This is a genomic window from Corynebacterium sp. MSK012 (assembly GCF_030232435.1).
Lineage (GTDB): Bacteria > Actinomycetota > Actinomycetes > Mycobacteriales > Mycobacteriaceae > Corynebacterium > Corynebacterium jeikeium_D.
Map to the genome: position 1 here is coordinate 1 of NZ_JASPJU010000015.1, position 24,292 is coordinate 24,292.

Consider the following 24,292-nt stretch of genomic DNA (forward strand, 5'->3'; position numbering starts at 1 on the left):
TAGTGCTCGACGGGTTAACTCCCCGGGAGGTAATCTCTGGTGTTATCCATGATGCAATGACCGCCTGACCCTACCGGGCCGTTTTTGACATAAACGCAGTCAGTAACTCGGATCGCCAGGCGACCTGCTGGCGCCAGCCAGAAACGCAGCCACTACCAACAGGCACCTAGATAATCAGCAGGCTTACTTCAGCTGCTCCATGCGCTGTGCAATCGACTCGAGCAAGGACTGCCAGGAGTCCACGAACTTCTCCACGCCCTCGCGCTCCAGGACAGCGAAGACGTCATCGAGGTCGATGCCAATCTCGCTGAGCTGAATCATAACGGCGTTGGCTGCGTCACCCTGGCCGCTGACGGCGTCGCGAACCTCGCCCTCGAAGCCCGCGGCAGCACGCAGCGTCTTCTCCGGCATGGTATTCACAGTCTGCGGTGCAGCCAGCTCAGTGACGTAGAGAGTGTCCGGGTAAGCCGGGTTCTTCACACCGGTCGAAGCCCACAGCAGGCACTGCGGCTTAGCACCGGCGTTTTCCAGCTGTGCCCAGCGAATATTCTGCGCCGAGAAAGTCTCCTCGAACTTGGCGTAAGCTGCACGGGCATTGGCCAGACCAGCCTTGCCGCGCAGAGCCAGGGCCTCCTCGGAGCCGATCTTGTCCAGGCGAGCATCGATTTCGGTGTCAACGCGGGAAACAAACAGCGACGCAACAGAGTGAACCGAAGCCAGGTCTACGCCGTTGTCCTTCGCACGCTCAATGCCCTCGATGAACGCATCAATGACCTGCAGGTAGCGCTCCACCGAGAAAATCAGGGTGACGTTTACCGAGATTCCCTCGGACAGAGCCTGGGTGACAGCCGGCAGGGAAGCATCGGTCGCCGGAATCTTAATCATCGCGTTCTGCTTGCCGACGCGCTCCCAGAGCTTACGGGCCTGCGCAATCGTGGCCTCGTAGTTGTCGGCGTAGCGAGGATCGACCTCGATGGACACACGGCCATCGACACCGTCGGTTTCTTCGGATACACCAGCGAAAAGGTCACAGGCATCGCGGACGTCGTCGATTGCCATCGCGAACACAGCATCTGCCGGGTTCGCACCCTCTGCAGTGAGCTGCGCCAGCTGAGAGTCGTAATCCTCACCGGCGGTCATCGCCGAAGAGAAGATTGCCGGGTTAGTAGTGACACCGACAACCCGAAGCTCTTCAATAAGATTTTTCAAATCGCCCGAGGTGAGGCGCTGGCGCGAAAGATCGTCGAGCCACGCCGAAGTCCCTACCTTGGCGAGCGCTTCCATCGTGGTGTTTCCCATAGTGTTTAACGCCTTTCTGTCAATACCGCTTCGTTGCCTAAAGACTTCGCTAAAAGTTGTATGTCCTTAAACTACTGTGCGTCACAAACAATACTGGCGCTACCGGAGCGCGGTACGGTTTTCACAAATCCCGTCCCGACAACGGCCGATAGCGCCAGGTTTTAACAAACTTACTTAGCAGCCTCGATGGACTCCTTGGCGGCATCGACAACAGCCTCTGCTGTGATGCCGAACTTCTCGAACAGCTCCTTGTACGGAGCCGATGCACCGAAGTGCTCCAGGGAGATAGCGCGACCAGCATCACCCAGGTGGAGGTACCACGGCATTGCAATACCGGCCTCAACCGAGACACGAGCGCGGACGGACTTCGGCAGAACCTGCTCGCGGTAGGCATCGTCCTGCTGCTCGAACCAGTCAAGACACGGAACGGAGACAACGCGGGCGCTGACGCCTTCCTCAGCCAGCTTGTCAGCAGCTTCGACAGCGAGGTGAACTTCCGAACCGGTAGCCATCAGGATGACGTCCGGGGTCTCCTTGGCGCCGTCGACAAGCACGTACGCACCACGACGGACGCCCTCAGCGGCCTTCTCCTTGGTACCTTCCAAGACCGGAACGTTCTGGCGGGTCAGAGCCAGAGCCTTCGGGCCTGCCTCTCCCTGAAGAACAGCGGCCCAAGCCTGAGCGGTCTCGTTAGCGTCAGCCGGGCGGACAGTGGACACACCCGGGATAGCGCGCAGCGAAGCCAGCTGCTCAACAGGCTGGTGCGTCGGACCGTCTTCGCCCAGACCAATGGAGTCGTGAGTCCAGACATAAATAGGGGAGATGCCCATCAGCGATGCTAGGCGGACAGCCGGACGCATGTAGTCCGAGAAGATAAGGAAGGTGCCACCGTACGGACGGGTACCACCGTGGAGCAGAATGCCGTTGAGGATCGAGCCCATGGCGTGCTCACGGATACCGAAGTGCAGATTGCGGCCGTACGGGTCGGTGGTCCAGGTACCGGTGGTGATGGACTTCGGGCCGAAGGACGGCTCACCCTTCAGGACGGTGTTGTTGGAGCCAGCCAGGTCAGCCGAGCCACCCCACAGCTCCGGCAGGGTCTTGCCCAGTGCCTGCAGCGCGGCCTCAGACGCCTTGCGGGTAGCAACACCCTTCTCGTCCGGCTCCCAAGTCGGCAGCTCAGCGTCGAAGCCCTCCGGCAGCTCGCCAGCGGTCAGACGGTCCAGCAGAGCCTTGCGCTCCGGGTTAGCATCAGCCCACTCATCAAACTTGACCTGCCACTGTGCATGAGCCTCAGCACCGCGCTCAACTAGCTTGCGAGTGTGCTCAATGACCTCGTCAGCGACGTCAAAGCTCTTGTCGGTATCGAAGCCGAGAGCTTCCTTGATGCCGACAATCTCCTCGCCACCAAGAGCAGCACCGTGCGACGCGCCGGTGTTCATCTTCGTCGGAGCCGGGTAAGCGATCACAGTACGAACGCGAATGAAGGTCGGACGCTCCGTATCCTTCTTGGCCTCCTCGACAGCAGCCTCGAGTGCCGCGACGTCCTCGCCGCCGTCAACCTCAATGACCTGCCAGCCATAAGCACGGTAGCGGTCCGCGACATTCTCGGTGAAAGCAATGGTGGTGTCGTCCTCGATGGAGATGCCGTTGTCATCCCAGAAGACAATCAGGTTGCCCAGCTGCTGAGTGCCGGCCAGCGAGCCGGCCTCGGCAGTGACACCCTCCTGAACGTCACCATCAGAAGCGATGACGTACACGTAGTGATCAAACGGAGACTCACCCGGAGCAGCTTCCGGGTCGAACAGCCCACGTTCCCGTCGCGAAGCCATGGCAAAACCGACAGCCGACGCCAGCCCCTGACCCAGCGGGCCAGTGGTGATTTCCACGCCGTCAGTGTGGCCGTACTCCGGGTGACCCGGGGTGAGAGCGTCCCACGTACGCAGCGCCTTCAGGTCATCGAGCTCCAGGCCAAAACCGCCGAGGTACAGCTGGACGTACTGCGTCAGAGAGGTGTGACCACAGGAGAGAATGAAACGGTCACGGCCGATCCACTTCGTATCCTTCGGGTCATGGCGCATAACGCGCTGGTAAAGAGAGTAAGCCAGCGGCGCGAGGCTCATCGCAGTGCCGGGGTGCCCCGAACCTGCCTTTTCAACAGCGTCTGCAGCCAGCACACGGGCCGTATCAACGGCCTTCGTATCCAAGTCAGACCAGTCCGAGGGGTAGTTGCGCACAACCCGTGCTTCATGCTCAGTCGACAGTGTCACGTGAATGACTCCTAGTATCCAAATGGATTAGTAAAATTCTCCTCCATACTAACTAGGATTGCGCGCTCCGGGTTCAAACCAGGCCGAATAGCTGAGAGATAAGTCTCAGAGGGCGCGCCGCACATGCTTTACGACGGTCATTATTGGAACCGTTATGATTACCGGTAAACTGATTGCCTGCCCCTCATTTAATTTTGCGGAAAAACTCGTCGGGAACTTTCCGACCGTTACATCCGACTATCTGTAAACGGGGGGTTTGTTTATGGCGCGTGAAAGGGACATTGCTTTGTTGGAAACAGTCAAGGCGTATATTGCACTGACTAAGCCAAGAATTATCGAGCTCCTGCTCGTCGCGGCCATTCCCGCAATGCTTCAGGCTGATCGCGGTCATGTTCACGTTGGACTGATTCTTCTCACCTTGTTCGGTGGTTGGCTGGGTGCAGCGGCTGCGCACACCTTCAACATGGTCATGGATTACGACATTGACCAGAAGATGCGCCGTACTCGCCGTCGCCCGCTCGCGCGCAACCAGGTTAGCCGTCGAGCGGCAGCGATTTTCGGCACTGTCTTGATGATTGCGTCGTTCCTATGGCTGTGGTTGCTGTGTAACTCGCTGCTGGCCGCCGTTTTCATTCTGATTACGATTGCCTTCTACATCTTCGTCTACACGTTGTGGCTGAAGCGCCGTACTGATCAGAACGTAATTTGGGGTGGCGCTGCGGGGTGTATGCCGGTGATGGTCGGCTGGGCCGTGATCACTGACAACAACCCGGAGATTACGGGGCTGGCCCACTGGTGGCAGGCATTCATCCTGTTCCTGCTTATCTTCTTCTGGACTCCGCCGCACACCTGGGCATTGGGCCTGCGCTACAAGGAGGACTACAAGGCCGCTGGCGTGCCGATGATGCCAGTGGTCAAGCCGGCAATCGTCGTTTCCAAGCGCATTATTTACTACACCGCCGCGACCGTGATTACCACTCTGCTGTTGGTTCCGTACGCGGGTTGGATCTATCTGATTGGCGCCGTTGGCGCTGGTGCCTGGTTCCTGTGGGGCGCCATTGACCTGCACCGCCACGTTAAGACCGGTGGCAAGATCAAGCCGATGAAGCTGTTCTTCATGTCGAACAACTACTTGTCTATCGTCTGTGTGGCGCTTTCTCTCGATGCCGTACTCGGATTGCAGACAATTTCGAGCATGTTCTAGGTCAGCTGCTGAGCTCCTTTGAAGAGGCCCTTTCCGGTTGCGGGAAGGGCCTCTTTTTGTGTGTGGAGATGGGCACGGGCTGCAAACGTGAAACTGTGCGAGTTTATGCCACTTTCAGGCAATTTTTCGCGCGATTTCTGTCATAAACATAGTCAGTAACTCGGATCGATAAGTGGGCAGACCGCCCCCTTGCACCGCCCGCGCAGCCCGCGCAGCCGCTAGCCACTGGGAAACGCACATCCGAGCACACGGAGCCGAGCAGACAGCAGAACCGCCTAAACACGCACAACCAAAGCGCGTGTTTAGGCGGTTCGAGCAGGAATCAACGGCCGGTAACCACAGTCGTTAACACAGCCGCTGACCGGCAGCTAGCTACGCGGTAACCTCGACGTTCTTCTCCGAAGCAACAGTGGCGGCAGCCGCATCGCCTTCAAGCGAGCCAGTGACTTCTGCGCTCCCACCGACAGTGCGGTAACCGTGCTGGAAAAGTACTGCAGTCAAAGCGGTGCAGATACCAGATCCGGCAACGTGAACCGGCACCAATGCCTCCGGTACACCGGACCAATACTGAATCATTCCAACTACGCCCTGAGCCAAAATGAACACAACGAGTGCGATGGCAACCTTACGCACAGGTGCAAAGGCTTCCGAGGCCAGCAGACCGAAAATGAGGCCGATAACCAGGCCAAGGTAGAGGTACATAAAACCAGCGTGGATATGCGCCAGGTCAACAATCGGTAGCTGGAGGCGATCCTCCGGGAGCACCGAAGCATCGCCAGCGTGTGGTCCGGCACCGGTGACCATAGTTCCGGTAATCAGCGTCATCGTCAGGGCCAAGCCGGAGGCGGCAGCCAAATAGCGCAGATAGCGCGGGTACATGCGGGTAGCAGTGCCGTCGTCAGGCTCCGAAATCTTGACGAAAAGCATGCCAGCGAGCCAGACCAGAATCATCGAAGGCAGGAAGTGCAACGCTACGGCGTACCACTTCAGGTCAACCCAAACGGAGATACCGCCGATAACAGCCTGGACGATAACGCCGAGACCATTGAGGAAGGCCAGCAACTTGATTTCCTGACGGCGACCGACACGCATAACCGAAAGAAAGAGCAGAAGTGTCAGAGCAACCAGCACAAAGGTGAGCAGCCGGTTGCCAAACTCAATAATCTGATGGAGCATTTCTGCTTCCCCCGCGACAGGAACGAAGCTGCCTGGGTGACATTCAGGCCACGAAGCACAACCGAGACCTGAACCAGTAACACGGACGATAGAACCGGTTACCGCAATTGCCGCCTGTGCAATCAAAACCAGCAGGGCATAGAGCTTCTGGCGCCCGATTGGTGTCAGCGGCAAAAACGATAGGGGCAAACTTCGATCTGCAGTATTCACATTAAGAAATTCTACCCATGCTGGCGGAAAATGGTAATAAGCGAAACCCCTGCGTTGGGCTGCGCTTTTCTATGCAGACTCCCCGATAGATTCCTAGTCATTCGGCATATCAAAACGGAACCAGCGAGCCGCCAGTGCAGCGCCAAGGACACCCCACACAATCAGCACCCCGACAGCTGACCAATGGACGGACATGGCCAATGCCGCGGAGATCACGTCGGTAAGCGCGACGGACGGCAAGAGGTGTAGCAGTACAGAGCTGATGTCATCTAACGATGGCGCAACGGCCACATACGTAGTAGCACCAATGAGGATGAACCAGATCAGGTTGGCCAGACCTAGGATTAGCTCGGCTCCCAACGTACCGCCCATGAGCAAGCCCAATGAGGTAAAGACGAACGTTCCCAGAAGCATCCCCACATAAGCCAGCAGCCAGCCGCCAATCGACAGCTCTGCGCCAAGGGCGAGCCCCACGAGACTAAACAGTACGTACTGCAACGTGACGGTGGTGCAGACCGACACAATCTTGCCTGCGATAATGCCCCAGGGTGGCACGCCTGAGGCGCCGATGCGCTTCAGGGCTCCGTAACGGCGGTCAAAGCCCACGGCAATTGCCTGTCCGGTAAACCCTGCAGACATGACGGAAATCGCCAGCACCATGGGGAAGATACGCTCGAGCGGATCATCGAGCTCCAACACCGGCACCATCACCAGGCCGATGAGCATCGCCAACGGGATAATGATGGTGAGGAGCATTTGCTCACCATGTCGCCAGAAGAGCTTCGTTTCCAACCACGCCTGCGACATGACCAACTTCGCCATGTCCGAACGCTGTGGCGCTGGGGCGAAAGTGCCCTTTGCAAAGCGGGAAGCATCGGCCCTCGGTGCGGTAGTCATTAGCTCCTCATCTCCGTTCCAGTGATCTGCAAGAAGACATCTTCAAGCGATTGCGTCGCCCTATTCAACGAGGTGATCAACACCTCTTGCTGCTCGCAACTCTGCGCCAAGACAGTCAAGGCGCGCGGTGAAGCCTCACCAATCAGGGAAAACTCTCCACCGCCAGAACGCTGCAGACGCTGTGGAAGACCGGACTCGCTGAAGTTGCGGTTGACCTCTTCGAAGTCAAGGCTGCCTCGAACGCTGATCTTCATAGCAGTGCTTGACGACGTTCCCTGGAGAGCCGATGCGCCTGCGCTAGTGATCTCCTCGGTGGTACCGGCCACAACTAAATGGCCCCGGTCGATAATCGCAACGTCGTCGGCAAGCGATTCGGCCTCGTCCATGAGGTGCGTTGTCAGGACCACGGTGACCCCATCACGGCGCAGCGACGAGATGAGATCCCAGACGGCTAGACGGGACTGAGCATCGAGGCCTGCTGTCGGCTCGTCGAGGAACACAAGCTCCGGGCGTCCGACCAGGGCACATGCGAGCGACAGTCGCTGCTGCTGACCGCCAGAGAGCCTGCGGTAGTTCGTCTTACGATGGCGTTCTAGGCCAACGACTTCAAGAAGCCAATCAGTGTCCAGCGGGTTTGCGGAGTAACTGGCAACGAGGTTCAGCATTTCGCCAACGCGAACACCGGGGTAGGCACCTCCGCCCTGGAGCATGATGCCAATGCGACTGCGCAGTGCTGTGGTTTGAGTGACCGGGTCGAGATCGAGAATGCGAATTCGCCCTTCATCCGGCTTGATGAAGCCCTCACACATTTCAACGGTTGTGGTCTTACCAGCACCGTTGGGGCCGAGGAGCGCAAGAACCCTACCTCGATCCAGGGAAAGCGAAAGGTCTGATACAGCCTCAACGTCATCGAATTTCTTCGTTACGTTCTCAAGGCGCAGAGCAGGAGAATTGGCAGCGTTATTCACGGTTAGTCAGTCTAATCTCACAGTTTTAATGAAGGCGAAATACCTTAGATCGCGTCGAGTACGCCAAGATGACGAACATGACTGCGACGAAGAATACCAACGCCAGTAGGTAAATCTGAGCGACGGTGCCCGGAGGTAACCCCAGGCCGCGTGGTAGTACTACAAAACTGAAAATTGCCGAGTACAGAACCACGGCAATGCGAAATTGTACCCGGTTGGCCCAAGCGGACAGGGGCACGATGGCCCATAGCAGGTACCAGGGGTGCACGACGGGGAAGAGGATTACTAGAGCGAACATCGCCAGGCCATAGCCGCCGAGCGGGTGAATGCGCCCACGGAACGTCGCTAACAGCATGCGCAGGAGCCAGGCAGCCACCAGCACTACGCCAATGCCGCGGGTAAACAGCAAAGCACTGTCGCTGATATCGCCGAGCCCCAGAAGCCTGCCGAAGAAACCAGCGATAATCCCGAGCAGGGTAGTTAACGACATCCAACTGCGCACCGTTGCAGCGCCACCCTGCGCGGTGATCCAACCAAAGCCCAGACCAGTTCCTAAGGAAACAACGACTGCCGTGACGACGGTTATTGCGCCCGTCACTACCGCGGAAAAAGCAACGGCCTTCCAGGTGCTGCCAAACTTTCGGGCCAGCCACATGCCGGCAAAGCCGAGCGCCACGAAACCGGTGACTTTGACCATTCCGGCGAGGCTGATGAGCACGATACCGCCTGCATACAGCGCCCACGATCTACCTCGGCTTTGGTTCTCGTGTCCGATCGGTCCGGGTTCTAGCAGCTCATCGGGCACCATCGATTGCGCAGGGCCGTGGATAGCTCGCAGACACAGTTCGAGACCAACAAGCAGGAGTGCCAGCAGCAGGGCCTCATTGTGGATACCGCCCACCAGGTGCAGCAATACCAGCGGATTGAGCGTGCCCAGCCAGAGGGTGAACTGAGAGCTAACGCCGCAGCGGCGACCAAGCTGCACCAGCGCCCAGGACACCACGAGAAGCGAAACAATGGCGACGAGTCGATGCAGAAAGACGGAAGCGATCACCCCGTCGCTGGTTATCTTGGCGATACCCCATGCCACTGCGAGGGCTGTGGGGCCGTATGGGCTCGGAGAGTGCGACCAAATCAATGGCACCGATCGGGCAAGTGGGTCGTTGGCTCCCAATAGGTCAACAGGTCCTGCGAGGTAGGGATCCATACCCCGCTCCACAATTGCAGCCTGCGCCAAATAGGAATAGATATCCTGCGTAAACAGGGGAGCGGTAAACATCAAGGGCAATACCCATGCCGCGTAGGTGCGTATGAGCATCGGAGTAGTCACTGCGGTGACGCGAGTCCGCGCACCGGCCAGAACGAAAGCGCCGACACCCAACCAGGCTGTGACTAACATGCCAATGCCCACGAAGGTGACGATTGTCGTTGCCACCAACATTCGACCGAGGATTAGCCCAAGTGGTGTACCCCAAAACTCATTTCCAACCACCGGTGTCGCGCCTGCGCCAATCCCAGCGACCATAATAAAGATCGCACCGAGAGCACCCAGCCAACGCAGCCAGGTGAAGCGTCTGAGTTCGCGGTAATTGATGCGGTGTTGGAGCGGCTGTTCTGAGCCCTGGTGGAGGGTTGCCGACCTAGAACCGGCCAGACCAATTTTCGGAATGGCGTCACGCACCCCGAGAGCGTCGTCGAAGGCGGACGAGCGGCGCGGGGTAGGTCGGTTAGTTTTCACAAAGTCACATAGTAGACGATTCGACACGCCGAAAGGGCGTTCTAATCAGCGACGTTGCATTGATATTTAAATGCGTTGGACATTGTGGCCCAATTACGACACAATTATGTTGTCTAATACACCAGCGGCGCAAGTGGGATACTTGCCTCGCTGAGCCACCTAGACACCCATTATTATCCAGCAGTCCAATCGCAGGAGGTGACTCACCAGTCATGGCAGATCGGAAGCCGACAGTCAATGATGGTGATACGCGCAAGCGCATTCTCCAATTGCTTCTGGAACACAACCCGGCGTCCGCGACTTTTATCGCAGACACCCTGGGACTATCCGCTGCAGGCGTCCGCCGTCATATTGACATTCTGGTGGACGAAGGTCTTGCCGAAACCGCTCCGGCACCCAGCACCGGCCCCCGGGGCCGAGGCAGGCCAGCAAAGTCCTATCGCCTGACAGATCGGGGCCGCGCTAGATTCGGGCACGCTTACGACGATCTTGCCAGTGCAGCTCTGACCGCACTGCGCAAGGCCGGTGGTGAGCAGGCAGTTGCCCAGTTTGCCCGTCAGCGCATTGATGACATTCTGCTCGGCGTCACCCCAGTGGGGCAGGACGCAGAGAAGGAAGAGGTCGTAGAGGCCGTCGTCGATGCTTTCCGACGGGCCGGGTACGCGGCAACTATCAACCAGAACACTGGCGGCGTGCAAATTTGCCAGCACCATTGCCCAATTAGCCACGTAGCCTCCGAGTTTCCGGAGCTCTGCGCGGCGGAGCATGAAGCCGTTAGTAAATTATTAGGTCAGCACACCCAACCGTTGGCGACTATCGCTGATGGAAACGGTATCTGCACTACGAATATCCCACTCACTCCCGTAACAAAGACACTTACTGAATCGCCACAAGAAAGGAGCGGAGAATGACCCTCGCCCATGAGAACTCCACCGACGTGGCTGAATCCACGAAGGCTGCCACTCCGCAGACTGACGAAGAGATTATCGAGTCCATTGGTGCCTACCAGTTCGGTTGGCACGACCCGGATACCGCTGGCGCTTCCGCGAAGCGTGGCCTGTCTGAAGCGGTCGTTCGCGATATTTCGGCTAAGAAGAACGAGCCGGAGTGGATGCTTGAACGTCGCTTGAAGGCTTTGGAAATCTTCGACCGCAAGCCGCTGCCCACCTGGGGCGCGGATCTGTCGGGCATCGACTTCGACAACATTAAGTACTTCGTTCGCTCCACCGAGAAGCAGGCCCAGACCTGGGAAGACCTGCCGGAGGATATTAAGAACACCTACGACAAGCTCGGCATTCCGGAGGCTGAGAAGCAGCGCCTGGTCGCAGGTGTCGCCGCTCAGTACGAGTCTGAGGTTGTCTACCACCAGATTCGCGAGGATCTGGAGGCCCAGGGCGTTATCTTCCTGGACACCGACACCGCTCTCAAGGAGCACCCGGAGCTGTTTAAGGAGTACTTCGGCACCGTCATTCCGTCCGGTGACAACAAGTTCTCCGCTCTTAACACCGCAGTCTGGTCCGGCGGCTCCTTCATTTACGTGCCGAAGGGCGTCCACGTGGACATCCCGCTGCAGGCATACTTCCGTATCAACACGGAAAACATGGGACAGTTCGAGCGCACGCTCATTATTGTCGACGAAGATGCCTACGTGCACTACGTCGAGGGCTGTACCGCTCCGATTTACAAGTCCGACTCGCTGCACTCGGCTGTTGTGGAGATCATCGTGAAGAAGGGTGGCCGCTGCCGCTACACCACGATCCAGAACTGGTCGAACAACGTCTACAACCTGGTTACCAAGCGCACCAAGTGCGAAGAGGGCGCAACCATGGAGTGGATTGACGGCAACATCGGTTCCAAGGTCACCATGAAGTACCCGGCAGTGTGGATGACCGGTCCGCATGCCAAGGGCGAGGTGCTGTCCGTGGCTATGGCTGGCGAGGGCCAGTTCCAGGACACCGGCGCCAAGATGGTGCACATGGCTCCGCACACGAGCTCCAACATCGTGTCCAAGTCCGTGGCCCGCAACGGTGGCCGCGCTGCCTACCGCGGTCTGGTGCAGGTCAACAAGGGTGCCAAGCACTCGCACTCCAACGTCGAGTGTGACGCACTCCTGGTGGACACGATTTCACGTTCGGACACGTACCCATACGTGGATGTCCGCGAGGACGACGTCACCCTCGGCCACGAGGCAACGGTTTCCAAGGTCTCTGACGATCAGCTTTTCTACCTGATGAGCCGCGGCATCGAGGAAGAAGATGCAATGGCCATGGTCGTGCGCGGCTTTGTCGAGCCCATCGCCAAGGAGCTCCCGATGGAATACGCCCTCGAGCTAAACCGCCTCATTGAACTGCAGATGGAAGGTTCGGTCGGTTAATACCAATGACTACGACGATTAACAACGAAAACCAGGCTGCTCATAGCCGTCGCGTGCTGGCGAACAAGGGCGACGTTTTCTCATCCTTCAACGTGGAGGACTTCGCCGTGCCGCATGGCAAGGATGAAGAGTGGAAGTTCACGCCGCTGCGTAAGCTCCGCGGTCTCCACAACGGCACCGCAGCAGAGCCGGTTGCAGCCTCAATTTCGGTCGAGACTGCTGGTCAGGATGGCGTCGCTGTGGACGTCGTCAAGCGTGACGACGAGCGCCTTGGTCGCGCCGGCGCCCCAACGGACCGCGTGGCAGCACAGGCGTACTCCAACTTCGACGATGCGCACATCGTGACCTTCGCGAAGAACTCGGTGTCCAAGGAGCCTGTCGTCATCGACATCGATGGTCCGGGCGAGGACAAGGTGTCCTACGGCCACATTGTCATTGACGTGCAGTCCCATGCCGAGGCCGTCTGCGTCATTAACTACCGAGGCAGTGGCACGTTCGCGGACAACATCGAGTTCGTAATCGGCGACGGCGCCAAGCTGGGCGTCGTGACCATGGTGAACTGGAACGAAGATGCCGTTCATGGCTCTGCGCACCACGTTCGTGTCGGCCGCGATGCTACGCTGCGCCACACTGTCGCAACGTTTGGCGGCGAGGTTGTCCGTATCGTTCCGCGCGTTGCTTTCACGGCACCCGGCGGCGACGTCGATCTGCTGGGCGTGTACTTCGCTGATGCCGGTCAGTACTTTGAAAACCGCATGCTGGTCGACCACGCTGTGCCGAACTGCCGCTCCAACGTGATGTACAAGGGCGCGCTGCAGGGCGAGCCGAATGTCGCTCATCGTGAGGCCCGCACCGCGTGGGTGGGAGACGTGCTCATTCGTGCAGAAGCGACGGGCACCGACACCTACGAGCTCAACCGCAACCTGCTGCTCACCGAAGGCGCGCGTGCCGACGCAGTTCCGAACCTGGAAATTGAAACCGGTGAGATTGCCGGTGCTGGGCACGCTGCCACCGTTGGCCGCTTCGACGAGGAACAGCTCTTCTACCTGCTCTCGCGCGGTATTCCGGAGCTGGCCGCTCGCCGTCTGGTGGTTCGCGGCTTCTTCAGCGAGGTCATCAACCTGATTCCGGTCGAGTCCGTTCGCGAGAAGCTTGAAAAGCTCGTTGACGAAGAGCTCAACACCGCTGGCTTCTAACCGCTTATCTTCTTTCTCACCCTTTCCGTCCTGTCAACCCGGAAGTGCCGGGGGACAGGCCACTTACACCGATTAAAGGAAAAGATTTCACTATGAGCACTTTGGAAATCCGTAACCTCCACGCGCAGGTGCTGCCGACCGATGAGTCCGCCGAGCCCAAGGAGATTTTGAAGGGCGTCAACCTGACGATCAACTCCGGCGAAACCCACGCTGTGATGGGGCCGAACGGCTCTGGTAAATCCACCCTGAGCTACACCATCGCAGGTCACCCGCGTTACGAAGTCACCGAGGGCGAGATTCTCCTCGACGGCGAAAACGTGCTGGAGATGAGCGTCGACGAGCGCGCTCGCGCTGGGCTCTTCCTGGCAATGCAGTACCCGGTCGAGGTCACCGGCGTGTCCATGTCCAACTTCCTGCGCTCTGCAGCAACCGCTGTCCGCGGCGAGGCTCCGAAGCTGCGCCACTGGGTCAAGGAGGTCCGTGAGGCAATGGCTGACCTGGAGATCGATTCGTCGTTCTCCGAGCGCTCCGTCAACGAGGGCTTCTCCGGTGGCGAGAAGAAGCGTCACGAGATTCTGCAGCTCGACCTGCTGAAGCCGAAGTTCGCCATCCTGGACGAGACCGACTCCGGCCTGGACGTCGACGCTCTGCGCGTTGTCTCTGACGGCATTAACCGCTACCAGGACGAAAACGACGGCGGCATTCTGATCATTACTCACTACCAGCGCATCCTGAACTACGTGAAGCCGGACTTCGTCCACGTCTTCCACGATGGTCGCTTCATCACCTCCGGTGGCCCGGAGCTTGCAGACGAGCTGGAAGAGCACGGCTACGAGAAGTACATCAATGCCTAACGCCGAACTACTCAGCCCATCACTCCGCGAGGACTTTCCGATTCTGTCGCGCACTGTCCGTGACGGAAAGCGGCTGGTCTACCTGGATTCCGGAGCGACCTCGCAGCGCCCCAAGCAAGTCATCGATGCTGAGGTGGAGTTCCTAACCCACCACAATGCACCGGTGCACCGCGGTGCCTACGAGATTGCTGAGGAGGCCACGGACGCCTACGAAGATGCCCGCGAAGCCATTGCAGGCTTCATCGGCGCCGACTATGACGAGCTGGTCTTCACCAAGAACGCCACCGAAGCGTTGAACACAGTGGCATTCGTGCTTGGCGACGACCGCGCAGGTCAGTACCAGGTCGGCGAGGGTGACGAGATTGTCGTCACTGAGCTGGAGCATCACGCGAACTTGGTGCCGTGGCAGGAGCTGGCTCGCCGCACTGGTGCGACACTGCGTTGGTATGGCGTGACTGAAGACGGCCGCATTGATATGGACTCGCTGGAGCTCAGCGAGAAGACCAAAGTTGTGGCCTTTACCCATCAGTCAAACGTCACCGGTGCAGTAACCGATGTGAAGGAAATGGTGCGCCGTGCTCGCGAGGTCGGAGCGCTGGTAGTCCTCGATGCCTGCCAGTCGGTGCCGCATATGCCTGTCGACGTCAAGGAGCTCGATGTGGACTTCCTGGCGTTCTCCGGCCACAAGATGCTCGGCCCCAACGGGGTCGGCGCGCTCTACGGTCGCCGGGAACTGCTCGAGGCACTGCCGCCGTTCCTCACTGGTGGCTCGATGATTGAGGTCGTCACCATGGAGAAGACCACCTTCGCGGCGCCTCCGCAGCGCTTCGAGGCGGGTACCATGATGACCTCCCAGGTCGTCGGCCTGGGGGCTGCGGTGAAGTACCTGGATGCCATCGGTATGGATAAGGTAGCTGCTCATGAGCACCACCTGACCGCGCTCGCACTGGAGAAGCTGCAGGAAATTGATGGCGTGACCATCATCGGTCCGACTACTCCAGAACAGCGTGGCTCTGCAGTCTCCTTCAAGGTCGAGGGCATTCACCCGCACGATCTTGGCCAGGTTTTAGACGACCAGGGCGTGTGCATCCGCGTCGGTCACCATTGCGCGTGGCCAATTCACCAAATCCTCAACGCCCAGTCGACCGCCCGGGCATCCTTCTACATCTACAACACGGAAGAGGACGTTCAGGCGCTTGCCGACGCAGTGCGCCATGCACAGAAGTTCTTCGGTGTCACCCCGTAACTTTAAGAAAGGAGAAGGACATGAAGCTCGAGCAGATGTACCAGGAAGTTATCCTGGATCACTACAAGCATCCGCAGCATGCGGGTTTGCGGGAGCCTTTCAATACGGAAGTGCATCACGTCAACCCGTCGTGTGGCGATGAACTCACGCTTCGCGTCACTCTGAACGACGACCTCACCGTCGTCAATGACGTCTCCTATGACGCCGTGGGCTGTTCTATCTCGCAAGCCTCTACCTCAGTTATGGCTGAGGAGATTGTCGGCAAGACTGTCGACGAGGCCATGGCCAAGCTTGCCGAGTTCGAGAAGATGGTCACCTCCCGAGGCAAGATTGAGGGCGATGAGGACATTATCGGCGATGGGATTGCCTTCGCTGGAGTTTCTAAGTACCCCGCCCGCGTGAAGTGCGCACTTCTCGGATGGAAAGCTTTCCAGGCCGCAACCGCTGAGGCCCTGGCCAACGCTGCTGAAGGCAACGGCGTTGGTACCGCGACTGTAACCGTTACCAATGACGAGGAAGGCCATCGCCATGACTGAACCAATCGCTAATGACGCCACCTCGCCCGCACAGCCTGATGCTGTCGACGAGGACACCATGACTACTGGTGCTCCCATTGATGAGGGGGATGCGTACGAGTCCATCACCGTCCCGCCGGCACCGGAGCAGACCGAAGCCGATAACAAGCTGGCCATCCAGGTTGAAGAGGCAATGTACGAGGTTGTTGATCCGGAACTCGGAGTCAACGTCGTGGACCTGGGCCTGGTATATGACATCTGGATTGAAGAAGGCGACATTGCCGCTATCTTCATGACACTCACGTCCCCGGCCTGCCCGCTGACCGATATGCTCACCGACCAGACTGCCTCCGAGGTTATGAAGGTCGAGGGTATCCGCGACTTCCGCCTCAACTGGGTCTGGTCTCCGGCATGGGGCCCACACATGATCACTGAGGACGGCCGCGAGCAGATGCGCGCTCTCGGCTTCTCGGTCTAGATGATCAGTGACAGCGGTGATTAGAGAACCGCTACGTTAAAAGTGCTTGGCGACGAGCTCCTGGCTCGTTCAGCTAGGCACTTTTTCGTTTGTTTATGAGTTGCTGACTGCGTTTATGGCCGGGATCGGTAGGGCGATGCGAGTTACTGACTGCATTTATGTCAAAAATGGCTCAAAAAATGGCCTGAAAGCGTCATAAACTTGCACAGTTTCACATCTGCAGCCCGTATTCACACGAGCATCCCCGCAATTTTTTCAAGCTGTCCGACTCGGAGTTAAAAACGACCCCACCTGGCACTGAAAAGTGCCAAGCGGGGTCGCTATTGTCTTCGACTGCTAATCCAAGTTGTGAGAGTTAGATGCGAGATGCATAGCTACTCGCATCTATTCACAGCCCTTCGCAGCTATTCGCGACTCATGTCTGCGGTGGCCGGGTCAACGAGCTTGGAGCCCGTGGCCTTCTTATGGATGAACCACAGCAGGACGAAGACCGGAATACCCAGGTACGGAGTGAGGATAGCAAAGATATTTTCGCCAGTACGGATCGGATCAAGTGCCTGTCCTGCCACCACAAAGAAGCACATAATCAGTGCCAGCACAGCACCGGCGGGGAAAAAGTTCGCCTTGTAGGGAAGCGAATCCAACGGGATATTTTGGGCTTTCAGACACTTGCGGAAGCGGTAGTGGCTGAAAGAGATACCAAACCAGGTGATAAAGCCCGCGAGCGCAGACAGCGTCAGCAAGAAGGTGTACGCCACACCATCGCCTACCAATGAGGTAATGAAGCCAGCCATACCGATGACAGCGGTGGCAATCAGAGCGCGCAGCGGAACGCCATGCCCAGAAAGCTTGCCAAAGTAACGCGGAGCGTGTCCCTGACGGGCCAGGGAAAACAGCATACGAGTGGACACATACATACCGGAGTTACCCGCGGACAACACCGAAGTCAGAATGACAGCGTTCATCAGGCCAGCGGCAATCGCGATACCTGCGCGTTCAAAGACCAGGGTGAACGGTGAAATGGAAATGTTGTCCTCGGCGGCGTTCAGAAGATTCGGGTCCGTGTACGCAATAAGGAAACCAATAACCGCGATGGCACCGATGTAGAACAGCAGGATACGCCAGAAGATAGTGCGAATCGCGCGGGGAATCGTACGCTCAGGATCTTCAGCCTCACCTGCTGCTACACCAACCATCTCGGTGCCCTGGAAGGAGTATCCGGCTACGACGAAGACAGCCAACAGTCCCATTCCGCCATTGACGAATGGGGCGTCGCCCGTGGTCCAGTTTTCGAAGCCGGGAGAGGACCCACCCAAGATGCCGAAAATCATGCCGACACCAAGAACGAGGAAGACGATGACGGTAATGACTTTGATGGTCGCAAACCAAAACTCACCCTCGCCGAATGCACGTGCGGACAGGGCATTCAGCCCGAATAGAATCGCGAGGAAGAGCGCGGACCAGATGATTGAAGGCACATCCGGGAACCAATAGCGCATCACCAGCGCAGCAGCGACGAGCTCTGCGGCCACAGTAATCGCCCAGTTAAACCAGTAGTTCCAGCCCATGGCAAAGCCGAAGGATTCTGAGACGTATCGGCGACCGTACTCCTGGAAGGAACCGGGCACCGGCAGGTAAGCGGCCATCTCGCCGAGAGACTGCATAACCAGCCACACCATGATGCCGATAAGAGCGTAAGCGATAAGCGCACCGCCTGGACCGGCCTGCGAAATGGTCGCACCGGAGGCAACAAACAGGCCCGTACCAATGGCACCACCAATGGCAATCATGTTCAGGTGGCGAGCTCTCAGCCTGCGCTGAAGCTTATGGTTTTGTGAGGAAGTCTCCTCAGATTGCGTCGAAGTCATTCATTTATCATAAGCGTTTGTACTCCGGTGAATGCAAAAACCACACCGCTTTAATTGTTGGTATCACCCCACAAATCGGCTGATGTATATGCTCCCGGTCAACGAGTTCTCCATCTCCCAGGTCCCCGCACAAACCCAGCGATGAGCTTTCCGCACGTACGCGGACTCATTTTCAGCAAAGGCACGGCCACTTTCGCCATAGCGCGAAGCGTCGTCAGTGGGGATGTCCCTATCAAATAGGCAAAAACGTCCTTCTCCGGCAACGAAAAGAACGCCCGGAAAAACGCACCCGTCTGTCGTGCATCGAACCCCAGCAACGCCGCGAGCCCACGTTCGCGTAGCCATCGCTGCAATCGCATGCTTAACGACGTCCCCAGCGTCCGGCTTCCCTTCTTTTCCATATCGGCCAAGAAGCGGTCGACATCTTCGATAACCGAACCCACCGAGTAACCAGTGGCAGGATGCATCCAACCACCAGCAAAGCCGAAGAGAGTGCCCATGGATGGTCCACTGTGCGTCACGTCACCGCGGCGAGAGGGAAGGTTTGCCAGTAGGGGAAAGGACACCACTTCTTCGTCGATGGCCAGATCTTCCGAAAGCCCCAGGGACTTCAACCGTGCACTTTGGCGTCTACGCAACAGCGCTAGAAGTACGGAGTCATCGGCCTCACCGCCGCTGCCGACTGGCGCACCGGCTTCGCCACGATACCCGTCAACCATAGGAGTCGGAGTAGCGAGAATGGTCTCTTCAATGAGGAAGGTCCTGTCATCCAAGAAAATGCGATAGGAGAAACTAGCCGGCTCTGTCGCTGGGTCAACCGGTTCAGCCGGAGTGAAGTCCATGAAAACTGCGCGGCGGTGGGCGCTGGGGACGTCGTCAAGCGAAAAGATGTGCCCGATGGCGAGCTGCCGTACCTGCCCACCTCGCCCGACTGCGGCGTGCGTGCGCCCGGTGGTGACAATTGTGATGTCAGTACCCGTGGTTTCGGAATCGGTGAGCGCGCGGCGTTCGATGTGGAAACCGCCCAGTTTTTGCAGGCAGTCCTTGTTAACAACGCCGTAGTTGCGGGCGAGCTGACGTTCGGTGCCGTCGGCAAGAATGACGCTGGGTTGAAAGGTGGCGGCAAGGAAGTCGCTGGGCAACCAGTCGGGGAGTTGGTCGCACCAGAGACCAATCGTCGAGGGCAGTGTGCCACCGGCTGGGTCATAAGCGGTGACATCCCAGCCGCGAGCGGATGCACGGTGGGCGGCGATTCTTCCGGCGGGCCCGAGGCCGACGACGGAGGCGGTCACGGGAAATGAAGTCATAACTGGTAGGCTACTCGTTCGTGATTGTGACCCATGACCTTGAAGTCCGAGTCGGCGCCCGTACCCTGCTCACTGCGCCGGGTGAGCAGCTGCGCGTCCAGCCGGGAGACCGGATTGGACTCGTCGGGCGAAATGGTGCTGGCAAAACGACGACTATGCGTATTCTCTCCGGTGAAACTGAACCCTATGGCGGTTCAGTAGTGCGCTCTGGCTCGATTGGTTACCTGCCACAGGACTCGCGCGAGGGCAACATCGACATCTCCGCCCGCGACCGTGTGCTGTCGGCGCGAGGTCTTGACCAAATCCGCCGCAGCATGGATCGCCAACAGGAGATCATGGAGACCGCGACCACTGACACGAAACGCGATGCGGCGATTCGGAAGTTTTCGCGTCTCGAGGAGCGCTACCACGACCTCGGCGGCTACGAGGCGAACGCCGAGGCAGCCCGCATTTGCGACGCGCTGGGGTTGCCGGAGCGCGTACTCGACCAGCCGCTGAAGACGCTTTCGGGTGGTCAGCGCCGCCGCGTCGAGCTTGCGCAGATTCTCTTCGCCGCTACCGAAGGCTCGGGCAAGTCCGCCACGACGCTGCTTCTCGACGAACCGACGAACCACCTCGATGCGGATTCGATTACCTGGCTGCGCGAATTCCTCAGTAAGCATGAGGGCGGCTTGATTATGATTTCGCACGATGTCGAGCTGCTCGAGGCCGTGTGTAACAAAGTCTGGTTCCTCGATGCGGTGCGCGCCGAAGCTGATGTGTACAACATGGGCTGGAAGAACTACCTGTCGGCACGCGCGACCGATGAGGCTCGACGTCGCCGTGAGTTCGCTAACGCGGAGAAGAAAGCCAGCGCACTGCGCAAGCAGGCCGAGAAGCTAGGCGCGAAGGCGACGAAGGCCCGTGCGGCCAAGCAGATGGTGGCTCGTGCTGAGCGCATGATGGACAGTCTCGACGAAGTCCGCGTCGAGGATAAGGTCGCCCACATTTCCTTCCCCGAGCCGGCGCCCTGTGGCAAGACTCCGCTCAACGCCACGGGACTGACCAAGATGTATGGCTCGTTGGAGGTCTTCGCCGGTGTTGATCTTGCGATTGACAAGGGTTCCCGCGTGGTTGTCCTCGGCTTCAATGGTGCTGGTAAGACGACGCTGCTGAAGCTACTCGCCGGTGTGGAGCGCACCGATGGCGAAGGCGGCATTGTCTCCGGCCACGGCCTGCGCATCGGCTACTTCGCCCAGGAGCACGACACGATTGATCCGGACAAGACTGTCTGGGAAAACACCGTCTACGCCTGCCCTGACGTCAACGAGCCGGAGCTGCGGAGCCTGCTCGGTGCCTTTATGTTCTCCGGCGACAAGCTGCAGCAGCCAGCGGGAACCCTCTCCGGTGGTGAGAAGACGCGTCTGGCGCTGGCGACGCTGGTTAGCTCCCGCGCAAACGTCCTGCTTCTCGACGAGCCCACTAACAACCTCGACCCGCAGTCCCGCGAACAGGTTCTCGATGCACTTCGCACTTACACCGGGGCCGTCGTTCTGGTTACCCACGATCCAGGTGCGGTCAAGGCGCTAGAGCCCGAGCGCGTCATCGTGCTTCCCGACGGCACCGAAGACCTCTGGAGCGACGACTACATGGAAATCGTCGAGCTGGCTTAAGACGGATCCATTGGCCCTGGCAGGTAACCGTCCTGCTGCGCGAGCCTATACATCTCCGACTTGTTAAGGCTGTTCTCGGCCCGGCCAGCTGCCGCATACTTGGCTCGAATACGGCCCAAGTAGTCCAACACGGTGTTCGGTGTCAGCCCTGTCATCGACGCGACTCGCTTCGTCGACTCACCGGAGGCGTACAGCTCCAGTACCTCACGCTGGCGTTCTGACAAATCGACAGAGTCGAGCAGGGGATCAGAGTCAACTACCGATGCCCATTCTGTAGTCAGCGCACCCTTGCCAAGTGCCGCCAGCCGTACTGCAGACACGATTGTCTCCGGGGTTTCCGATTTTTGCACAACCCCCATCACTCCGGTACGCACTGCCTTTCGGACAAGGTATGGGCTTTCAGCTGACGAGAGGATGAGCACGTGATCGGTAACCAATTCCAGCGACAGAACGTTCTGCGCTGGATCTGAATTATCCGCCAGCCGTAGATCCAGCACGACCACATCCAGGCGGTCATCGGTGCCCACATCGGCCAGTAGCTCCGGCACAGTTTGATAACAGCCGACGAGCTCAAAGTCTGGCTCTGCAGAAAGCAGGGTTTCGAGCCCCTGCAGAGTCAAGGCATGATCATCAATCGCAGCAACGCGAAGCAAACGATCCGACTGCACGCTGTAATCTCCGATGTTGTCGGAGTCAATTGCAGCCGAGACGTCGATGGAAGCATTGCTCATTCCCGCAATATTCTCCCTAGTCACGTGACATCACTATCCTCTCACCGGCTTCATCAAACCTTTGCACTCCATTGTCATCAGAAATAGATGCAAATGCACGTCTGCCCGGGGGCAATAGGCGAATTGTTACCGATCCTTCTTCGGCGTTATCGATTGCTTCGAGGAAGTTCGGCATCAACTTGGCCACCGCGGAATCGTCGTCGACAAGCGGAATACGGCGCACATCGGTGCTATCGGAAACGGCCTGCGTGTGATTGCGGTCATCGAGGAGCCGGACATGAACACCTCTTGCGCGGGCGTCCCAAACAGCTTGGTGAAGGGACCCAACATTTAGATGCGGCGAACGTAGGACGTCTCGGAGAAGCTGCTCTGTAAGCCGCGCACGCAACTGCAGTCGCGGGGTCGGTTCTTCCAAAACTGCAGCGGCGCTAAAAATGGGGCCGACCCGGCGCTGCAGCCATTCGTAGTTACTCTGGCTGCTAATTTCGTACTCTTTGGCGGCCCCGGCAGCGTACAGCGCACGATTATAATCCTGAATAGACTGCGGAACGGTGCGCATAAAAAAGCGGACCATGATGGACGTCAAAATTCCCGCGACCAACATCACGGAGCGAACTAACAGGTCAACTCCAGAGATACTGATGTGGGTCGTATCCGAGGGGGCAAAGGGGAAGAACTTGAGAAGCTCCACCATGATCGCGCCACCGAGCACTGAATTCAGCGCAACCCAGGGGCGGCCGCGGATGGCGAGCAATGCAGATGCAAAAGAAATTAAGCTAAAGTGCCAGAAATACGACCATTCCAAATTATTTGGAATGGGCTGGTAGAGCCCCACCACAGCTAATACAACGATCGCGACACCAGTTACGATTGCACGGGCTAACGGCAATTGTGAATGGCGGCCATACATAATCAGCCCGAGAAGGCCGATCGCTAATGCCAGACTGATTTGCCCGGCCGCGGTAAATAATTGTCCATTACTGACTAGAACCATGAACAACACGCCGACGATCGCGCCGTAGAACTGCCAGGAAAAAACAATTGACATTCCCATGAGGTCATACAGCGATGTCGTGTGAGCGGAGGAATCGACTACATCTTCCTCTTCCACAGGAGAGGTATTACCGTGCCATTTGAGAATAACCTGAGTACCTTTCCCAGGCTTTGAATTAACGAGAGCATCTCCACCGCGAAGGGCCTCCATTCGCCCTTTAACGCTCAACCGGATACCTGCACGATGCGGGTCAATTCCCTCGGGGTCGAACCCGGTGCCATCGTCACGAAAATCAATGGACACCTCTCCCGAGGCAACACGAATGTGGCATTTCTTTTCCGCTGCGGCACCTGCGTGACGCTTGGCATTATTTGCCACCTCGGTTGCGGCTAATAGGAACGTGTTAGCAACTTCTCCTGGCAGCCGAACTGGACCGCCTTCTTCGCTGGTGTCTAGCGTTACCGAAATGTCGGGGCTCACCGACATCAATTGCGCCCGTACAGCCTCAGCAAAAGTTCTACCGCTTACTGTTTGCCGAGGCGAGAAAAACAGCCCAGTCTGCTCGTCTAGCGAGAAGTCAATCTTAGAGCCCTTACCGATTGCAGACAGTGCGGCCAATACATAGTCATGGACATAGGCGTTGAAGCTGCTCATCGCCTCGCCGCGGACACGCATACGCTCCGCTCTCTCATTGACCTTCCGAGAGTTCTCGTAGGTGAAGTCAATAAGCCTTGCGACGGGTTGTGCAGAGCCTGCAATAATCACAAATGGAAAAGTGTTGATGAGATTGAAACCAACATCCGACAACATGTCGAGCCAAAAAGTGTGTCCCAGCAACCACGAATTAATGACCGCAATAAGTCCGGGAACAAATACCATCACGGACAAACTGATGTGGAGTGGCACTGTCAGAGCAAATGCAGCGAGGGCTAAACCTGAAAATGGGCTATACCAGAGCGCATTTCCAACGAGGTTATGAGGGAGATCCCAATAGGTTGAAACCAACATCAGGAAAACCAACATGATGTACATCGGCACACGCAGTGCGGTAATAAGGCCTCGCCGCGTATTATTAATCACAGCCCAAATCAGCAACATATCGCTGAGAATGAATATGAGCAGTGATGCAAAAGGGAACCAGTGGCTCAGAAAGTTTTCAAAGGGGACAGAACGAACAGCCGATTCAACCTGCCACAAAAAGCCGGTGACGGCAATAATAATCGCGCCGGATCGCAGCACAGACATTTCAATTGATGGTGACTGTCCGGCAAGTGCCGAATCGGGATTCCACCTCTCCATGCGACAATCACATTCC

Annotated in this window: 19 protein-coding genes; 9 read left to right on the forward strand and 10 right to left on the reverse strand. The window is 58.0% G+C overall.

Going from position 1 to position 24,292, the window contains the following annotated elements:
* Positions 1-183: 183 nt before the first annotated feature.
* The gene (tal, locus tag QP977_RS10205; RefSeq protein WP_284847284.1) at positions 184-1,299 is read right to left on the reverse strand and encodes a transaldolase; all 1,116 of its coding nucleotides are present in this window, start codon (positions 1,297-1,299) and stop codon (positions 184-186) included.
* A gap of 170 nt (positions 1,300-1,469) precedes the next feature.
* On the reverse strand, positions 1,470-3,569 hold the full coding sequence (gene tkt / locus QP977_RS10210) for a transketolase (protein WP_284847285.1): 2,100 nt from the start codon (positions 3,567-3,569) through the stop codon (positions 1,470-1,472).
* A 289-nt stretch (positions 3,570-3,858) separates the two neighbouring features.
* Here tkt and QP977_RS10215 point away from each other — a divergent pair, with 289 nt between their 5' ends.
* A complete protein-coding gene (locus QP977_RS10215; protein WP_172954651.1) occupies positions 3,859-4,773 on the forward strand; it encodes a heme o synthase in 915 nt (304 codons plus the stop codon).
* Positions 4,774-5,145: 372 nt separating this feature from the next.
* On the opposite strand, the gene QP977_RS10220 is transcribed toward QP977_RS10215, so the two are convergent.
* From QP977_RS10220 to mptB, 4 genes are all read right to left on the reverse strand, one after another.
* Complete coding sequence (locus tag QP977_RS10220) at positions 5,146-6,159, reverse strand: COX15/CtaA family protein (protein WP_016422745.1); 1,014 nt, start codon at positions 6,157-6,159, stop codon at positions 5,146-5,148.
* 93 nt (positions 6,160-6,252) lie between these two features.
* Entirely contained in the window at positions 6,253-7,056 is an 804-nt protein-coding gene (locus QP977_RS10225) for an ABC transporter permease (RefSeq protein WP_049190730.1), read from the reverse strand.
* Positions 7,056-8,024, reverse strand: coding sequence for an ABC transporter ATP-binding protein (locus QP977_RS10230; protein WP_016422747.1), 969 nt, complete (start codon positions 8,022-8,024; stop codon positions 7,056-7,058). The genes QP977_RS10225 and QP977_RS10230 overlap by 1 nt, the downstream gene beginning before the upstream one ends.
* Before the next feature lie 25 nt (positions 8,025-8,049).
* Positions 8,050-9,789 (reverse strand): polyprenol phosphomannose-dependent alpha 1,6 mannosyltransferase MptB, encoded by a 1,740-nt coding sequence (gene mptB / locus QP977_RS10235; RefSeq protein ID WP_101687863.1) that lies wholly within the window; start codon positions 9,787-9,789, stop codon positions 8,050-8,052.
* A gap of 185 nt (positions 9,790-9,974) precedes the next feature.
* On the opposite strand from mptB, the gene QP977_RS10240 reads away from it, so the two are divergent.
* The 7 genes from QP977_RS10240 (at position 9,975) to QP977_RS10270 (ending at position 16,425) form a co-directional block, all read left to right on the forward strand.
* Positions 9,975-10,673 carry a helix-turn-helix transcriptional regulator gene (locus QP977_RS10240; RefSeq protein ID WP_048734176.1) on the forward strand — a complete coding sequence of 233 codons (699 nt, stop codon included), beginning with the start codon at positions 9,975-9,977 and terminating at the stop codon, positions 10,671-10,673.
* Positions 10,670-12,136 (forward strand): Fe-S cluster assembly protein SufB, encoded by a 1,467-nt coding sequence (sufB, locus tag QP977_RS10245; RefSeq protein WP_016422750.1) that lies wholly within the window; start codon positions 10,670-10,672, stop codon positions 12,134-12,136. Before QP977_RS10240 ends, sufB begins: the two co-directional genes overlap by 4 nt.
* 5 nt (positions 12,137-12,141) lie before the next feature.
* A complete protein-coding gene (gene sufD, locus QP977_RS10250) occupies positions 12,142-13,332 on the forward strand; it encodes a Fe-S cluster assembly protein SufD (RefSeq protein ID WP_016422751.1) in 1,191 nt (396 codons plus the stop codon).
* A gap of 92 nt (positions 13,333-13,424) precedes the next feature.
* The gene (gene sufC, locus QP977_RS10255; RefSeq protein ID WP_016422752.1) at positions 13,425-14,186 is read left to right on the forward strand and encodes a Fe-S cluster assembly ATPase SufC; all 762 of its coding nucleotides are present in this window, start codon (positions 13,425-13,427) and stop codon (positions 14,184-14,186) included.
* Entirely contained in the window at positions 14,179-15,432 is a 1,254-nt protein-coding gene (locus tag QP977_RS10260) for a cysteine desulfurase (RefSeq protein ID WP_016422753.1), read from the forward strand. The genes sufC and QP977_RS10260 overlap by 8 nt, the downstream gene beginning before the upstream one ends.
* Positions 15,433-15,452: 20 nt before the next feature.
* Complete coding sequence (gene sufU, locus QP977_RS10265; RefSeq protein ID WP_016422754.1) at positions 15,453-15,968, forward strand: Fe-S cluster assembly sulfur transfer protein SufU; 516 nt, start codon at positions 15,453-15,455, stop codon at positions 15,966-15,968.
* Complete coding sequence (locus tag QP977_RS10270) at positions 15,961-16,425, forward strand: metal-sulfur cluster assembly factor (RefSeq protein WP_016422755.1); 465 nt, start codon at positions 15,961-15,963, stop codon at positions 16,423-16,425. The genes sufU and QP977_RS10270 overlap by 8 nt, the downstream gene beginning before the upstream one ends.
* A gap of 404 nt (positions 16,426-16,829) precedes the next feature.
* On the opposite strand, the gene QP977_RS10275 is transcribed toward QP977_RS10270, so the two are convergent.
* Together QP977_RS10275 and QP977_RS10280 are read right to left on the reverse strand one after the other, a co-directional pair.
* On the reverse strand, positions 16,830-18,293 hold the full coding sequence (locus tag QP977_RS10275; RefSeq protein WP_187406522.1) for an amino acid permease: 1,464 nt from the start codon (positions 18,291-18,293) through the stop codon (positions 16,830-16,832).
* A gap of 98 nt (positions 18,294-18,391) precedes the next feature.
* The gene (locus tag QP977_RS10280; RefSeq protein WP_070827712.1) at positions 18,392-19,600 is read right to left on the reverse strand and encodes a lycopene cyclase family protein; all 1,209 of its coding nucleotides are present in this window, start codon (positions 19,598-19,600) and stop codon (positions 18,392-18,394) included.
* A gap of 20 nt (positions 19,601-19,620) precedes the next feature.
* Here QP977_RS10280 and QP977_RS10285 point away from each other — a divergent pair, with 20 nt between their 5' ends.
* Positions 19,621-21,252 carry an ABC-F family ATP-binding cassette domain-containing protein gene (locus QP977_RS10285; protein WP_038625400.1) on the forward strand — a complete coding sequence of 544 codons (1,632 nt, stop codon included), beginning with the start codon at positions 19,621-19,623 and terminating at the stop codon, positions 21,250-21,252.
* Here the strand turns inward: QP977_RS10285 and QP977_RS10290 are convergent.
* Together QP977_RS10290 and QP977_RS10295 are read right to left on the reverse strand one after the other, a co-directional pair.
* The gene (locus tag QP977_RS10290) at positions 21,249-22,007 is read right to left on the reverse strand and encodes a response regulator transcription factor (RefSeq protein WP_224433497.1); all 759 of its coding nucleotides are present in this window, start codon (positions 22,005-22,007) and stop codon (positions 21,249-21,251) included. The genes QP977_RS10285 and QP977_RS10290 overlap by 4 nt on opposite strands.
* Positions 22,000-24,276 carry a sensor histidine kinase gene (locus QP977_RS10295; protein WP_016422760.1) on the reverse strand — a complete coding sequence of 759 codons (2,277 nt, stop codon included), beginning with the start codon at positions 24,274-24,276 and terminating at the stop codon, positions 22,000-22,002. The genes QP977_RS10290 and QP977_RS10295 overlap by 8 nt, the downstream gene beginning before the upstream one ends.
* Positions 24,277-24,292 lie beyond the last annotated feature (16 nt).

Bases quoted from the DNA above. Each gene is read 5' to 3' on its own strand.
- tal (WP_284847284.1), bottom strand. From the start codon at position 1,299: ATGGGAAACACCACGATGGAAGCGCTCGCCAAGGTAGGGACTTCGGCG.
- QP977_RS10225 (WP_049190730.1), bottom strand. From the start codon at position 7,056: ATGACTACCGCACCGAGGGCCGATGCTTCCCGCTTTGCAAAGGGCACT.
- QP977_RS10240 (WP_048734176.1), top strand. From the start codon at position 9,975: ATGGCAGATCGGAAGCCGACAGTCAATGATGGTGATACGCGCAAGCGC.
- sufB (WP_016422750.1), top strand. From the start codon at position 10,670: ATGACCCTCGCCCATGAGAACTCCACCGACGTGGCTGAATCCACGAAG.
- sufD (WP_016422751.1), top strand. From the start codon at position 12,142: ATGACTACGACGATTAACAACGAAAACCAGGCTGCTCATAGCCGTCGC.
- sufC (WP_016422752.1), top strand. From the start codon at position 13,425: ATGAGCACTTTGGAAATCCGTAACCTCCACGCGCAGGTGCTGCCGACC.
- QP977_RS10260 (WP_016422753.1), top strand. From the start codon at position 14,179: ATGCCTAACGCCGAACTACTCAGCCCATCACTCCGCGAGGACTTTCCG.
- sufU (WP_016422754.1), top strand. From the start codon at position 15,453: ATGAAGCTCGAGCAGATGTACCAGGAAGTTATCCTGGATCACTACAAG.
- QP977_RS10270 (WP_016422755.1), top strand. From the start codon at position 15,961: ATGACTGAACCAATCGCTAATGACGCCACCTCGCCCGCACAGCCTGAT.
- QP977_RS10275 (WP_187406522.1), bottom strand. From the start codon at position 18,293: ATGACTTCGACGCAATCTGAGGAGACTTCCTCACAAAACCATAAGCTT.
- QP977_RS10280 (WP_070827712.1), bottom strand. From the start codon at position 19,600: ATGACTTCATTTCCCGTGACCGCCTCCGTCGTCGGCCTCGGGCCCGCC.
- QP977_RS10295 (WP_016422760.1), bottom strand. From the start codon at position 24,276: ATGGAGAGGTGGAATCCCGATTCGGCACTTGCCGGACAGTCACCATCA.